Source organism: Caulobacter sp. Root343, from assembly GCF_001425745.1.
In the GTDB taxonomy this organism is placed as follows: domain Bacteria; phylum Pseudomonadota; class Alphaproteobacteria; order Caulobacterales; family Caulobacteraceae; genus Caulobacter.
The window spans coordinates 189,269-203,576 of sequence record NZ_LMDF01000011.1; the positions used below are offsets into that span (position 1 = coordinate 189,269).

A 14,308-nucleotide genomic window follows, 5' to 3' on the forward strand; every position below is an offset into this window, starting at 1 on the left:
CGACCGCGCCCCGCTTTCTAGGTCCAGTTAGGACGACAGCTTAGTGGTGGCTGTCTTCCTTGATCACCGGCGGTTCGCTGAACTGGTGGAACGGCGGCGGCGAGGACAGGGTCCATTCCAGCGTCGTGGCGCCTTCGCCCCACGGGTTGGCGACGGCCGGACGGCGACGGATCGCGGCTTCCAGCAGCAGGACCAGGAACACGACCACGCCGACGGCGGTGATCATGTAGCCGACCGACGAGACGTAGTTCCACTTGGCGAAGGCTTCCGGATAGTCGACGTAGCGACGCGGCATGCCTTGCAGGCCCAGGAAGTGCTGCGGGAAGAACACCAGGTTCACGCCGACGAACATGATCCAGAACTGCAGGCAGCCCAGGGCTTCGTTGTACTTCACGCCCCACATCTTCTCGAACCAGTAGAAGAAGCCGGCGAAGATCGCGAACACCGCGCCGAGCGACAGCACGTAGTGGAAGTGCGCGACCACGTAATAGGTGTCGTGCAGGCTGTAGTCGATGCCGGCGTTCGACAGGACGACGCCCGTGACGCCGCCGACGGTGAACAGGAAGATGAAGCCGATCGCCCACAGCAGCGGCGTCTTGAAGTCCAGCGAACCGCCCCACATCGTGGCGATCCAGCTGAAGATCTTCACGCCCGTCGGGACGGCGATGATCATCGTCGCGGCCACGAAATAGGCGCGCAGGTTGATGCTCATGCCGACCGTGTACATGTGGTGCGCCCACACGACGAAGCCGACGAAGCCGATGGCGACCATCGCGTAGGCCATCGCCAGGTAGCCGAACACCGGCTTCTTGGAGAAGGTCGAGACGATGTGGCTGATGATGCCGAAGCCCGGCAGGATCAGGATGTACACTTCCGGGTGGCCGAAGAACCAGAACAGGTGCTGGAACATGACGGGGTCGCCGCCGGCCGACGGGTCGAAGAAATGCGTGCCGAAGTTACGGTCGGTCAGCAGCATGGTGATGGCGCCGGCCAGGACGGGCAGCGACAGCAGCAGCAGGAAGGCGGTGATCAGCACCGACCAGGCGAACAGCGGCATGCGGTGCAGGGTCATGCCCGGCGCGCGCATGTTGAAGATCGTGGTGATGAAGTTGATCGCGCCCAGGATCGACGAAGCGCCGGCCAAGTGGAGCGACAGGATCGCCAGGTCCATGGCCGGACCCTTGTGGCCGATGGTCGACAGCGGCGGATAGATCGTCCAGCCGCCGCCGAAGCCGTGACCCGGGCCGCCGTCGACGAACATCGACGTGCAGAGCAGGCACCAGGCGGCGACCAGCAGCCAGAACGAGATGTTGTTCATCCGCGGGAAGGCCATGTCCGGCGCGCCGATCATGATCGGGACGAACCAGTTGCCGAAGCCGCCGATCATGGCCGGCATGACCATGAAGAAGATCATGATCAGGGCGTGGGCGGTGACGACGGCGTTATAGCCGTGCTTGCCCTTGAAGACGCCCAGCTGGGCCAGCAGGCCGGTGTCCGAGAACACCTGGATGCCCGGCTCCATCAGTTCCCAGCGGATCAGGCCCGACAGGGCGCCGCCAACCAGGCCCGCCATGATGGCGAACAGGATGTAGAGGGTGCCGATGTCCTTGTGGTTCGTGGAGAAGAACCAGCGGGCGAAGAAGGGCGGCTTGTGGTCGGCGTCGTCGTGACCGTCGTGGCCGTGAGTGTCTGCGGCGTGAGCCATCGGACTTCTATCCTACGATCGTATTCTTAGGCCGCCGGCGCGGCGGGAGCCGCGGCCGGAGCGGAAGCGGGGGCGGCGGCCGGAGCCGAGGCGGGGGTCGCGGCGGCGCCAGCGGCGGCCGGAGCCGGAGCGGCGGCCGGCGGCGCGACCTTCTCCTTGACCCAGGCGTCGAACTCGCCTTGCGAGACCACGTGGATCTCGATCGGCATGTTCGAGTGGTCGACGCCGCAGAGTTCCGAGCACTGGCCGTAGAACACGCCGGTCCGCTCGGCCTTGAACCAGGTTTCGTTCAGGCGGCCCGGGATGGCGTCGATCTTCAGGCCGAAGGCCGGCAGGGCGAAGGCATGGATCACGTCGGCGCCGGTGACCTGGACGCGGACGACCTGGTTCACGGGAACGACCATCGCCTTGTCGGCGGCCAGCAGGTACGGGACCTTCTTGGCGTCGGCCTGCTCCTTGGTGAGCGGCAGCGACACGATCTCGCTGATCTTCTGGTCGGGATATTCGTAGCCCCAGTACCACTGATAGCCCGTGGCCTTCACGGTCATGTAGGGCTTGGGCATGTCGTTGTAGTGGAACAGCAGGCGGAACGAGAAGATGGCGATGACCATCAGGATCAGGACCGGAATCAAGGTCCAGGCGATCTCGACCGAGGTGTTGTGGCTGAACTTGGCCGGGATCGGGTTCGCCTTCTTATTGTAGCGCACCACGATCCAGATCAGCAGGCCCAGCACCAGCAGGGTGATGCCCGTCACGATCGGCATCAGGACGATGTTGTGGAACCAGATCGCGTGGTGCTTCAGCTCCGATGCGGCCGGCTGGAGATCGATGGCCCCCGGCGTGGGCTGGCCCATCAGATCCTCGGCGAGGGCGTTCCCCGCGAACATCCCAGAGAACACGATGCTGGCGGCGAGGGCGGACGCGCCCGTCATGATCCGCCGAATCCCCGAAAATTGCGCCTTCATATCCCTCACGGCCCGTTTCGGCGGCGAGTTGACCTCTATCCAAGGCCGCGCCGCGCCGACTTGTATTTACGAGACCCTCGATCCAGCGCCCGCCGTCGACGTCGCTCATAGTGAGTCGCGCGTCGACGTCCAGTCCGCCCGATGGTCGGTCCGAGGCTGCATACGCGCATCGCCAGCGGTTGCCAAGCGCCAGAGACCACGCACGCGGCATGGGATTGCCCGGTTGCCCCCGGCATGAGGCGCTATGGCCGGGAATCCGTTTCCTCGGCCGCCAAAAGGGCTTCCGCATCATTACGTATCGTTCATCAGTAGGTACCTTGCACCACTCAGTACCGTGCGATAGAAGGCAGCATCCAAGGAGGCGAGGACATCGTGCCGGAAGCCATTGAAATACAGTTGAAGAAAGGCGTGCTGGCGCTGTGCGTGCTGGCCCTGCTCTCGCACGCCGACAGCTACGCCTACGAGATCGCCAGCAGGCTCACGAGGGACATCGATATGGGGGAAGGGACGATCTATCCGCTGATGCGCCGCATGCAGTCGGATGGGCTGGTCGAGACCTATCTGGTGGAAAGCCAGAGCGGTCCGCCGCGCAAGTACTACCGCCTGACCGCCGCCGGCCGTCAGAGCCTGGCCCAGCAGAAGGCCGAGTGGACCACGTTCGCCAACGCGGTGAACGACATCGTGGGAGCCTCCGCATGACCCAGGCCGAGTTCATGACCCGCCTGCGCCGTGGCCTGGCCGGCCTGCCGGTGACCACCATCGCCGACATCGTCGCCGACCATGAGGCCCACTTCGCCGACGCTCAGGCCGCCGGCCGCAGTGAAGCCGAAGTGGCCGCCGCGCTCGGCGATCCCGACCGCCTGGCCCGCGAGCTGCGCGCCGAGGCTGGCCTCAAGCAGTGGGAGGAGAAGAAGAATCCCTCCAACGCCATGGCCGCCGTCATCGCCCTGCTGGGCCTGGGGGCGCTGGACCTGATGTTCCTGCTGCCCCTGCTGATGGGCGTGCTGGGCGCGCTGTTCGGCGTGCTGGTCGCGGTCGTCACCCTGTTCGTGGTCGGCGGCTTCGTCTTCGCCATGGGGCCGCTGGCCGCGCCTCCGGGCGGACCGATCACCGCCTTCCTGGCGGGCGTCGGCCTGATGGCCACGGCCACCTTCCTGGGGGCCCTGCTGACCGTCGTCACGGTCGGCGTCGTCAACGCGGTCGTCTGGTACGGCCGCCTGCACTTCCGGCTCCTGAAGCCGGCCATGGACCAAGCCTGAGCGGCGAAGAGGAGGGGACACTATGCTAATCCGCAACACACTCATTGTCGGCGCCGCAAGCTTCGCGCTCGCCATCGCCTGTTTCGCCGGGGTCGCGGCCATCGCCGGCCCCGAGATCATGAAGAACGGCTGGACCCTGCCCTTCGACGACCGCGACACCATCGTCGTCCGTGAGAATGGCAAGGTGATCCGCACGACCCGGAAGGTCACCGTCGCCGGCGAGCGGCCCTCGCCGTCCGTCGACCGCACCTTCGCCTGGAGCGGCAAGGACCAGCTGATCATCGACCTGCCGGTCGACGTGGTGTTCGTCCAAGGCGCCGAGGCCAAGATCGTGGCTTCGGGACCGAAGAGCTACCTCGACCGCCTGCGCGTCGACGGCGGCCACATCGGCCTGGACGAGGGCGACGACGTCGACCACGACACCCTGACCATCGACCATCACGGCGTTCGGGTTCAGAGCGACTCCGACCGCGTGAAGATCACGGTCATCGCCCCGGACATCACCAAGTTCGACGTTCGAGGCTCGGGCGACCTGGAGATCCGCCGCTACGACCACCCGGCCCTGGCCGTGACGGTCAGCGGCAGCGGCGACGTCCAGGCCGCCGGCCGAACCGAGACCGTCGCCGTGGACAATTCGGGCTCGGGCTGGGTGAACCTGACCGACCTGAAGGCCAAGGACGCGGTGTTCGACACCTCGGGCAGCGGCGGCGGCGCGCTGTTCGCGACCAACAAGGCCAAGATCGACATCTCCGGCAGCGGCGACGTCGAGCTGCGCACCGAGCCCAAGCTCGTCAGCAGCGAGATCAGTGGCTCCGGCGAGATCCGCCGCGAGTACTGATCAGGACACAGAAGGCCCTTGCGACAATAGGGGCGGGGTGACGGACGCCTTCGGAACGCCTACCTGTAGGCTCATGAACGCACCGCTCTCCGCCTCTTCCCTTCTGGGCCCCTCCCTCCTGGACGCCGCCGGCGTCGATCCCGAACGCGCCCGGACCATCCTGGGCGAGGCCCTGGCTGGGGCCGACGACGGCGAACTGTTCCTCGAACGCTCCGAGAGCGAGGCCTTCGTCTTCGACGACGGACGCCTGAAGAGCGCCTCCTACGACAGCGGCGAGGGCTTCGGCCTGCGCGTCGTGGCCGGCGAGACGGCGGGCTACGCCCACGCCGCCGAGATCAGCGAGGCCGCCATCCGCCGCGCCGCCGATTCGGCCAGCCTGGCCAAGCGCGGCCACGCCGGCGTTTCCGCCGAGAGCCCGCGTTCGACCAACGAAAAGCTCTATGGCGAGGACAACCCGGTTTCCGCGCCCGACTTCTCCGACAAGGTTTCCCTGCTTCAGGAGATCGACGCCTTCGCCCGCGACCGCGACCCGCGTGTCGTGCAGGTGATGGCCTCGATGGCCGGCGAGCGGCGGGTGGTCGAGATCCTGCGCGCCGACGGCAAGCTGATCCGCGACGTGCGCCCGCTGGTGCGGGTCAATGTCCAGGTCACTGTCGAGAAGGACGGCCGCCGCGAGACCGGCAGCGCCGGGGCCGGCGGCCGCGCCGGCTTCGCGGCCTGGATCTCGCCCGACAAGTGGCAGGAGCAGGTCGACGAGGCCCTGCGCATGGCCCTGGTCAATCTCGACGCCGTGGCCTGCCCGGCCGGCGAGATGGACGTGGTGCTCGGCCCGGGCTGGAACGGCGTGCTGCTGCACGAGGCCGTCGGCCACGGCCTGGAAGGCGACTTCAACCGCAAGGGCATCAGCGCCTTTTCGGGCCGCCTGGGCGAGCGCGTCGCCGCCAAGGGCGTCACGGTGTTCGACGACGGCTCGATCCCGGGCCGCCGCGGCTCGCTGACCGTCGACGACGAAGGCACGCCCACCGAGCGCACCATCCTGATCGAGGACGGCATTCTGGTAGGCTACATGCACGACCGGATGAGCGCGCGGCTGATGGGCATGAAGGCCACCGGCAACGGCCGCCGCCAGTCCTACGCCCACATGCCGATGCCGCGCATGACCAACACCGGCATGCTGGCGGGCAACGACGATCCTCAGGAGATGATCGCCTCGCTGAAGCGCGGCCTCTACTGCGCCAATTTTGGCGGCGGCCAGGTCGACATCACCAACGGCAAGTTCGTCTTCCAGTGCACCGAGGCCTATCTGGTCGAGGACGGCAAGATCACCGCGCCGGTCAAGGGCGCGACCCTGATCGGCGACGGCCCCAGCGCCCTGACCCGGGTGACCATGATCGGCAACGACTTCGACTTCGACCCCGGCATCGGCGTCTGCGGCAAGTCGGGCCAGGGCGTGCCGGTCGGCGTCGGCCAGCCGTCGCTGAAGATCACGGGGCTGACGGTGGGCGGTACGGCGGTTTAGGACCGCCCTAAATCACCCGTTCCAGATACGTCACCGTCTTCTTCCCGCCGTGGATCTGGGCCGTCCCCACCGGGACGAACCCCAGCGCCGCGTGGAACGCGTCCGAGGCCGGATTGGGCGGATCGGCATTGACCTCACAGACGATCCGTTCGTGGCCCGCCGCCTTGGCGGCCGCGAACAAGTCGTCATAGAGCCGCCGCGCCAGGCCCCTGCCCCGCGCGCCGTCGGCCACCACCACCCGGTCGACATAGACGAAGGCGTCGTAGCGCTCGCGGAACCACAGGAAGTTGGGGCTGTCGTAGTCGGCGGCCTGATCGAAGGTCAGCAGCAGGGCGTCGGCCACGCCGACCCGCCGGGCCACGAACGCCTCGGCGACCAGATGCGCCAGCCGCTCCGGCTCCAGCCACGACAGCTCGACCGCATGGGCGTTGTTCAGCGCCAGCAGCGCCGCGCCGTCGGCGCCCGCCAGGTCCTGCGCCGTCAGCGGCGCCACGGTGTCGGTCATCTCAAGCTCCCCATCACGCCCGCACCTATGGCCCCGAGCCTCGCCCCGCAAGCCGCCGCGTTGGGTGATCAGCGGCAACCTTTCAAAGGTTTAATCCACATTTCACGGATGTAACTTTCTTCGCGCCACGGCCAACGCCACCGTGCCCCCACATTTCGCCCGGCCCAGGGGAGGGCCGCTTTTGGGGGACGAACGCCAATGCTTGCGACCGCGCTGCTGATCGCCTTGGCGGGCGTCGCGCCCCTCGACGAGGACCAGGCCGTGAGCACGGCCGAGCCGTCCTCGCCCCCGGCCGCCGCCGCGCCGCAGGAGGTCGATCCGGCCCAGCGTGGCGTCATCGCCTACCCGCCCGCGTTCTTCGCCGCCGCCCAGCCCCGCACCGCGCTGGACATGATCACCCGCCTGCCCGGCTTTTCGCTGGAGCAGGGCGACAGCGCCCGCGGCTTCGCCGGGACGTCCGGCAACTTCCTGATCAACGGCGAACGCCCCACCAGCAAGAACGAGTCCCTGGAGGACATGCTGCGGCGGATCGCGGCGCCCACGGTCGAGCGCATCGACCTGATCCGCGGCGGCGCGCCGGGCATCGATATGCAGGGCCGCACGGTGATGGCCAACATCGTCCTGAAGCGCACCGTCCAGGTCCAGAAGGTCGTCAACCTGCAGACCTACGTCTATCCGGACGGCTTCTTCGGCCCGGTCCTGGAACTGGAAGGCTCGCGCCGCGAGGGCGACAACGCCTTGGAAGGCTCGCTGAAGGCCACCCGCGACCGCACCGACAACACCTTTGACGGGGCGTCACGCCTGCGCGTCAACGGGGCCGGCGTTCCGATCTCGAAGGACGCCCTGAAGGGCTACGACATCTTCGAGAACTACATCCTGCGCGGGGCCGTCCAGCGGCCGGTGCTGGGCGGCAAGGCTCGGGTCAACGGCAAGCTGGAGTATTTCAGCTTCGACCGCGACGTGACCGCCACCCGCGTCTTTCCGGCCCCGGCCCGCGAGCTGAACGGCGAGACGCGGGAGAACCTCTCCGGCGAATTCGGGGCCCGCTACGACCGGAGCCTGTCGCCGCGCTCGGACCTGCAGCTGGTTCTGCTGCAGAACCTGAAGCGTGAGAATTACGGCTCGACGTTCGAGACCCCCAGCCTGTTCGTCGACTACGCGTCCAAGACCGACACCGGCGAAACCATCCTGCGCTCGGAGCTGAAGCACCGGCGCTCGGACAGCCTGTCGTTCGAGGCCGGGGTCGAGGGCGCCTACAACTTCCTGGACGGCGACACCCGCTATTCCGAGAACCGCGTCGCGATCCGCTTGCCGGCCGCCCAGGTCAAGGTCGAGGAGCTGCGCGGCGAGCTGTCGGGCAAGGCGATCTGGCGGGCCAGCCCGAAGCTGAACCTCGAGGCCGGGGCCCGCATGGAGGTCTCGCGCATCAGCCAGAGCGGCGACACCGACCTCTCGAAGTCGTTCTTCTATCCCAAACCCCGCCTGCTCGCGACCTGGTCGCCGACCACGACCGACCAGCTGCGGGTGCGGATCGAGCGCGAGGTCGGCCAGCTGGATTTCGACGACTTCGTCTCGTCGGCGGGCACCGAGACCGGCACGGTCGACGCCGGCAATCCCGACCTCGAGCCGGACCGCCGCTGGACGATCGAGACCGCCTGGGAAAAGCGCTTCTGGGGCGGCGGCGCCCTGGTGCTGCTGTACCGCCACGCCGAGATCAAGGACGTCGTCGACGTCATCCCGATCAACACCACTTTCGAGGCCCCGGGCAATATCGGCGACGGCAAGAGCGACTTCTACCAGGCCAACCTGACCCTGCCGACCGACAGGCTGGGCGTCAGCGGCGGCCAACTGAAGGCGCGGCTCTCGTGGGCGCAGAGCCAGGTCACCGACCCGGTCACCCGGGTCAAGCGCCGCATCTCGGGCCAGACGCCGTTCACCTGCAACATCAGCTTCACGCGCGACATGCCGGGCGGCCGGTGGAGCTGGGGCGCCATCACCAACTGCCAGAACGAGGAGCGCTACTACCGCGTCGGCGAGGTGCGCACCTTCAAGTTCGAGCAATGGCTGGAAGGCTTCGTCGAATGGCGGCCGCGCCAGGACCTGACTATCCGCACCGAGCTGGCCAACTGGACCAGCCGTCACAAAACCCGCACCCGAGTGATGTACGCGGGCAACCGGGCTTCGGGAATCGTCGCGCAGACCGAACAGCGCGAACTCCCGTTCGAGCCCTACCTGTTCATCAAGGTGCGAAAGAGCTTCGGGTAGGAGCGGAAAGCGGCCTTCGTGGTTTGAGCCACCGCGAAGGCCGTTCCCACCCGAGGGAAGGCGTGGCCCCTCCACGCCTTGGAGAAGGGCCCCAGTTTGCGCTGGGGCCCTTCGTTCCTCTGGTCAGGTCAAGCCTGACCGGAGACGGTAGAATCCGCGATCGGCGCGGCGCTGGTGTCGTCCGAGCCGTGCGACCACTTCTTCAGGAAGGGCGCCAGGACCAGGAAAAGCACCCCGATCCCGATCGCCACCAGGCCGATGATCTTGAACACCAGCAGCGACTGGGTCATGGCGGCGGCGGGGTTCAGGACCTGGCCGCCGATGGTCTCGGTCGAGGCGATGGCGGCGATCCAGCCGCCGAACAGGTTGGCCATGGCCAGGGCCATGTACCAGACGGCCATCACGAACGAGACGATCTGGACCGGCGACAGCTTGGTCATCTGCGACAGGCCGACCGGCGACATGAACATCTCGCCGCTGGTGTGGAGCATGTACATCAGCACCAGGAAGATCAGCGGCATCCTGAAGGCGCCGTCGGCGAACTGCGCCCCGATCAGCAGGATCAGGAAGCCGGCCCCGACCTGGATCAGCGACAGGCCGAACTTGACCATCGGGTTGGGATTGACCCCGCGCGCCGTCAGCACCGTCCACAGGGCGGCGAAGACGGGAGCGAAGATCAGGATCCAACCGGCGTTGATGGCCTGGGTCTGGGCGGCGTTGAAGGCCGTGTTGACCCACAGTTTGCCCGTGGTGGAGATCCCGGCCGTGGTCAGCTGTTCGGGCGAGCCCAGCACCACCGCCCCGCCAAACCATTCGACCGGCTTGGACAGCAGCTTGAGGTTCACATTGGTGGCCGCGAACAGGTTCAGCGACGAGCCGGCCTGTTCGAACAGGGTCCAGAACACCACCGCGCCTAGCACCAGCACCGTGGCCAGCAGCAGGCGCTCGCGCTCGACCTTCTCGCACTTGGCGAAGGCGAACCACAGGATATAGCCCAGCGAACCGAACATGCCGGCCAGCAGGGTGGCGCTTACGACCGGCGTGTGCTGCACCAGCAGGAACACCGCTCCCACCGCCAGCGCAGAGACCCCGTAGATCACCAGCTCGCGGCTGATCGGGCCGACGACCTTTTCCTTCAGCTTGGCGCCTTCCGGCGGCTCGCCATGACCCAGCAGCCAGGGCTTGCCCAGCACGAAGATCACGAAGCCGACCAGCATGCCGATGCCCGCCGCGCCGAAGCCGGCCCACCAGCCGACATTGACACCCAGCACGCCGCACAGGATGGCGGCCCAGAACGAGCCTAGATTGATGCCGTAATAATAGAGGGTGAAGCCCGGATCGCGGCGCGGATCGCCCTGCGGATAGAGCTGGCCGACCAGGGTGGCGACATTGGCCTTCATGAAGCCGACGCCGACGATGATCAGCGACAGGGCCAGCCAGAAGATGTTCAGGTACAGCGGGTCGCGGTCCTTCACGTCCAGCTTGTACTGACCCTTGGGCAGGACGGCGGGGACGGCCGCGTCGGCGGGCAGGCCCTTGATCTCGAAATCGCCCGCCTCGCTGGCGGTGACCGCATAAGGCTTGCCGGCCACGATCATCCGGGCCAGGCGCTCGTCGCCGCGGCCCTGGGCCTGGAACTCATAGGTCTGGCCGGCATAGGTCAGGGTCTGCACCGCCGGCTTGCCTTCGACCGCCATGGCCAGGTGGCCGGCCACCAGCAGGATCGCGCCGAACGCGACGGCCTTGCGGGTGCCCAGGTAGCGGTCGGCCAGGAAGCCGCCCAGCAACGGCACGATATAAACCAGCGAGGTGTAGGAGCCGTAGTGGCCGCTGGCGACCTTCGGGTCGAACAGGAAGTGCTGGGTCAGATAGAAGATCAGCAGGCCCCGCATGCCGTAGTAGGAAAAGCGCTCCCACATCTCGGCCAGGAAACAGATGATCAGGCCGCGCGGGTGGCCCTTCAGGAGCTGAATGACGACGGGAATTCCGGTCACCAGCGTGACCAGAATGCCCGCGGCGATAACGATATTCATACACTAGCCTTGAACGTGACGAGTGGCTGGGCCTTGACCACCCCCGGTCAAATCGCCCTCGCCGGCCCCAATTGGCGGGGAGAAGATCACGCGGGCCGGCGTTTCACAAGCAACGCCTTGCCGGGCGGCTGTGGCCTTCCAATCTTTGGGTTGAAGCTTGGCGGTCGCCTCGCGCGTTCTGACTAGTGAACCTTTTCACGCGGGAGCCCGCCCATGAAGATCCCCGACGAGAGCCACCCCATCACCATCACCCGCGCACCCAACGCGGTGCGGGTCCTGTTCGAGGGCCACGAGATCGCCGACAGCGGCGACGTGCTGGTGCTGCAGGAGGCGAACTATCCGCCCGTGTTCTATTTCCCGCGCGACGACGTGCGGATGGCGTTCCTGCGCCGGACCGACAAGGTGACCCACTGCCCCTATAAGGGCGACGCCTCGTACTTCACGATCTATCGCGACCGGCAGATCATCGAGAACGCGGTCTGGTCCTACGAGGACCCGTTCCCGGCCGTGGGCCAGATCGGCAACCGGGTGGCGTTCTATCCGGAGCATGTCGAATTCGAGCTCGGCGACCTGACGGCGGCCCAGACCGAAGCGCTGAACGTCGACGACGTGGTCCGTCACACCGACAGCGGTTCCGGCGCCAGCCAGGCCGAGCGCTGGCCGCCCAATGTCGACATGCCCGACCCAGACCGAGTCGAGCGCGACGTCGACCAGCCCTACCGCGGCATTGGGTCGCTGTAGGGTCCCGCCGGGCTTAAGCCCGCGTTAACCGCTGGGAGCGTGACCATAAGGTCCAGCTCCCATCAGAGGGGCGCGGAGGAAACCATGGCCTACGTCTCGTACCATCGGACGTCCGCTGTTCACGCGACGACCACCACCCTACCCCAGCGCCGCGTGGCCTGGGGCCGCCTGTTCGCCCTGGCCGCGGCCGTGAGCCTATGGGTCGGAATTATCGCGGGCGTGCGGGCGATCCTCTAAGGACCGCCCCGGCCGTCAGTAGGCGCAGTCGGTGAAGACCCGGCTGATGTCGCCTTTCCATTCGCCCTCGTACAGCGAGAGCAGGCGTTCGGCCGGCGTGATCCCGCTATCGGCGATCTGCTCCAGCTCGCCCAGATAGATCGTCTCGTCCAGGAAGCCGCCGTTCAACTGGGCGCGGTTCTTCAGGCCCGAGCGGGCGATGGCCACGAAGTCCTTGGCCACGTCCTGGGCGGTGCGGCCGGCGACCTTGGCCTTCAGGCCCAGTTTCGGCACGTCGCGGCGCAGGCCCTCGCGATCCTCGATCGTCCAGTCCTTGCAGAGGTCCCAGGCCGCGGCCAGGGCCGCGTCGTCGTAGAACACGCCCGTCCATAGGGCCGGCAGCGCGCAGAGACGGCTCCAGGGGCCCGCGTCGGCGCCGCGCATTTCCAGATAGGTCTTCAGCCGCACTTCGGGGAAGGCGGTCGTGGTGTGGTCGGCCCAGTCCTTCATCGTGGCGATCTCGCCCGGCAGCTCGGGCAGCTTGCCCTCGATGAAATCGCGGAAGCTGCGGCCGGCGACGTCGATATATTTGTCGCCGCGCTTGACGAAGTACATCGGCACGTCCAGCGCCCAGCGGGCGTAGCGCTCGAAATCGAAGCCGTCCTCGAACACGAACGACAGCAGGCCCGTACGGTTGGGGTCGGTGTCGGTCCAGACATTGGCGCGGGACGACAGGAAGCCGTTGGGCTTGCCTTCGGTGAACGGCGAATTGGCGAACAGGGCCGTGGCGATCGGCTGCAGGGCCAGGCTCATGCGGAACTTGGCGACCATGTCGGCTTCGCTGGAGAAGTCGAGATTGGCCTGCACCGTGCAGGTGCGCAGCATCATGTCGAGACCCAGGCCGCCGACCTTGGGCATGTAGTTGCGCATGATCACGTAGCGGCCCTTGGGCATGACCGGCACCTGCTCGCGCGTCCACAGCGGCGAGAAGCCCAACCCTAAGAAGCCCAGGCCCAGCTCGTCGGCGACCGTCTTGACCTCGTCCAGGTGCTGGCCGGTCTCGTCGCAGATGTCGTGCATGGTCGCCAGCGGCGCGCCGCTGAGCTCGAACTGGCCGCCGGGCTCGAGGCTGACATTGGCCCCGTTGCGTTCCAGGCCGATGATGGTCGGGCCTTCCATGACCGGCTTCCAGCCGAAGCGCTGCAGGCCGGTCAGCAGGGCGTGGACGCCCTTGTCGCCCTCGTAGGGCACGGGTTCGTGCGAGCCGAGATAGAAGCCGAACTTCTCGTGCTCGGCGCCCACGCGGAAGCGTTCCTTGGGCTTGGACCCTTGGGCGAAATAGTCGGTCAGATCGGCGAGCGTCAGCGGACGCTCTTGGACGCTAGTGGTGTCGGCCATGCAAGCCGTCCCTCCCCAGGGTTGCGATGCTGAGGGTGGAGAGGGCCCATTCTCTCCGCCGACGGCGAACTCAGTCACGCCCAGTTGGGCGTTTTCTTTCCGAACCTCAAGGGGCGACCTTCGCCTTAAATTCTAACGCCAGTCCCCCGCCGCCGCTTGCCACAGCGTCATGGCAGCGATCGCGGCGGTGTCGGCGCGCAGGATGCGAGGGCCCAGCGACACCGGCGTGACGAAGGAAAGGCCCCGCAGGCGCTCGCGTTCCTCGGGGGCGAAGCCGCCCTCGGGACCGATCAGGATGGCGGCCGGCGCGCCCGTTCCCGCCAGCGCCTCGATGGCCGGCCTGGCGTCGCCGCCTTCATCGCAGAACACCAGGCGCCGAGCCGGGTCCCAGCCGTCCAGGATCTTGTCCAGCTTCTCGGGGTCGGCGATCTCCGGCACGTCCAGGCGGCCGGTCTGCTCGGCGGCTTCCATGGCGATGGCGTCCAGGCGGCCCAGCTTGACGAAGTCGACATTCGTCCGTCGGGTCACCGTTAGCCGCACTCTACGCGCGCCCAGCTCGGCGGCCTTCTCGACGATGGTCTCGACCCGGCCGCGCTTGACCATGGCCACGATCAGGTCGAGGTCGGGGCCGAGCTCCATCGGCCGGGTCTGTTCCTCGGCCTTCAGCAGGCAGCCGCGCTTGCCGGCCTCGACCAGGCTGGCGCGCCACTCGCCGTCGCGGCCGTTGAACAGCAGAACCTCGTCGCCGACGACCAGGCGCATGACCGAGGTCAGGTAGCGCGATTGGTCGACGGTGGGCGCGACGCCGGCGCCGACTGAGAGGTCATTGGGAACGAAAAGGCGGATCATGGCGTCCTTCTAGCG

Annotated in this window: 13 protein-coding genes; 7 read left to right on the top strand and 6 right to left on the bottom strand. The window is 67.3% G+C overall.

The genetic code is table 11. The features are described from left to right. Positions 1-40 precede the first annotated feature (40 nt). Both ctaD and coxB read right to left on the bottom strand, forming a co-directional pair. Entirely contained in the window at positions 41-1,705 is a 1,665-nt protein-coding gene (ctaD, locus tag ASC70_RS22685) for a cytochrome c oxidase subunit I (RefSeq protein WP_056054996.1), read from the bottom strand. Between the two features lie 26 nt (positions 1,706-1,731). Then, on the bottom strand, positions 1,732-2,670 hold the full coding sequence (coxB, locus tag ASC70_RS22690) for a cytochrome c oxidase subunit II (RefSeq protein ID WP_056054998.1): 939 nt from the start codon (positions 2,668-2,670) through the stop codon (positions 1,732-1,734). 372 nt (positions 2,671-3,042) lie between these two features. On the opposite strand from coxB, the gene ASC70_RS22695 reads away from it, so the two are divergent. The 4 genes from ASC70_RS22695 to tldD all read left to right on the top strand — a co-directional run bounded on the left by ASC70_RS22695 (position 3,043) and on the right by tldD (position 6,286). Then, positions 3,043-3,369 (top strand): PadR family transcriptional regulator, encoded by a 327-nt coding sequence (locus ASC70_RS22695; protein WP_047411906.1) that lies wholly within the window; start codon positions 3,043-3,045, stop codon positions 3,367-3,369. Then, a complete protein-coding gene (locus ASC70_RS22700; RefSeq protein WP_056055001.1) occupies positions 3,366-3,929 on the top strand; it encodes a DUF1700 domain-containing protein in 564 nt (187 codons plus the stop codon). The genes ASC70_RS22695 and ASC70_RS22700 overlap by 4 nt, the downstream gene beginning before the upstream one ends. 22 nt (positions 3,930-3,951) lie before the next feature. Beyond that, positions 3,952-4,767 carry a GIN domain-containing protein gene (locus ASC70_RS22705; protein WP_056055004.1) on the top strand — a complete coding sequence of 272 codons (816 nt, stop codon included), beginning with the start codon at positions 3,952-3,954 and terminating at the stop codon, positions 4,765-4,767. Between the two features lie 73 nt (positions 4,768-4,840). After that, entirely contained in the window at positions 4,841-6,286 is a 1,446-nt protein-coding gene (gene tldD, locus ASC70_RS22710) for a metalloprotease TldD (RefSeq protein WP_056055006.1), read from the top strand. A 7-nt stretch (positions 6,287-6,293) separates the two neighbouring features. On the opposite strand, the gene ASC70_RS22715 is transcribed toward tldD, so the two are convergent. After that, the gene (locus tag ASC70_RS22715; RefSeq protein WP_056055008.1) at positions 6,294-6,791 is read right to left on the bottom strand and encodes a GNAT family N-acetyltransferase; all 498 of its coding nucleotides are present in this window, start codon (positions 6,789-6,791) and stop codon (positions 6,294-6,296) included. Positions 6,792-6,989: 198 nt separating this feature from the next. On the opposite strand from ASC70_RS22715, the gene ASC70_RS22720 reads away from it, so the two are divergent. Then, entirely contained in the window at positions 6,990-9,056 is a 2,067-nt protein-coding gene (locus tag ASC70_RS22720; protein WP_056055011.1) for a TonB-dependent siderophore receptor, read from the top strand. Between the two features lie 128 nt (positions 9,057-9,184). On the opposite strand, the gene ASC70_RS22725 is transcribed toward ASC70_RS22720, so the two are convergent. After that, on the bottom strand, positions 9,185-11,089 hold the full coding sequence (locus ASC70_RS22725; protein ID WP_056055012.1) for a peptide MFS transporter: 1,905 nt from the start codon (positions 11,087-11,089) through the stop codon (positions 9,185-9,187). A 213-nt stretch (positions 11,090-11,302) separates the two neighbouring features. Between ASC70_RS22725 and ASC70_RS22730 the strand changes: the two genes are divergently transcribed. Continuing rightward, positions 11,303-11,830, top strand: coding sequence for a DUF427 domain-containing protein (locus ASC70_RS22730; RefSeq protein ID WP_056055015.1), 528 nt, complete (start codon positions 11,303-11,305; stop codon positions 11,828-11,830). Between the two features lie 84 nt (positions 11,831-11,914). Then, positions 11,915-12,067: a hypothetical protein gene (locus tag ASC70_RS25340; protein ID WP_082009389.1), complete on the top strand. Its 153-nt coding sequence runs from the start codon at positions 11,915-11,917 to the stop codon at positions 12,065-12,067. A gap of 15 nt (positions 12,068-12,082) precedes the next feature. On the opposite strand, the gene ASC70_RS22735 is transcribed toward ASC70_RS25340, so the two are convergent. After that, positions 12,083-13,444: a glutamate--cysteine ligase gene (locus ASC70_RS22735; RefSeq protein WP_056055018.1), complete on the bottom strand. Its 1,362-nt coding sequence runs from the start codon at positions 13,442-13,444 to the stop codon at positions 12,083-12,085. 132 nt (positions 13,445-13,576) lie between these two features. Further along, positions 13,577-14,293 (bottom strand): 16S rRNA (uracil(1498)-N(3))-methyltransferase, encoded by a 717-nt coding sequence (locus tag ASC70_RS22740; RefSeq protein WP_056055020.1) that lies wholly within the window; start codon positions 14,291-14,293, stop codon positions 13,577-13,579. Positions 14,294-14,308: the final 15 nt, after the last annotated feature.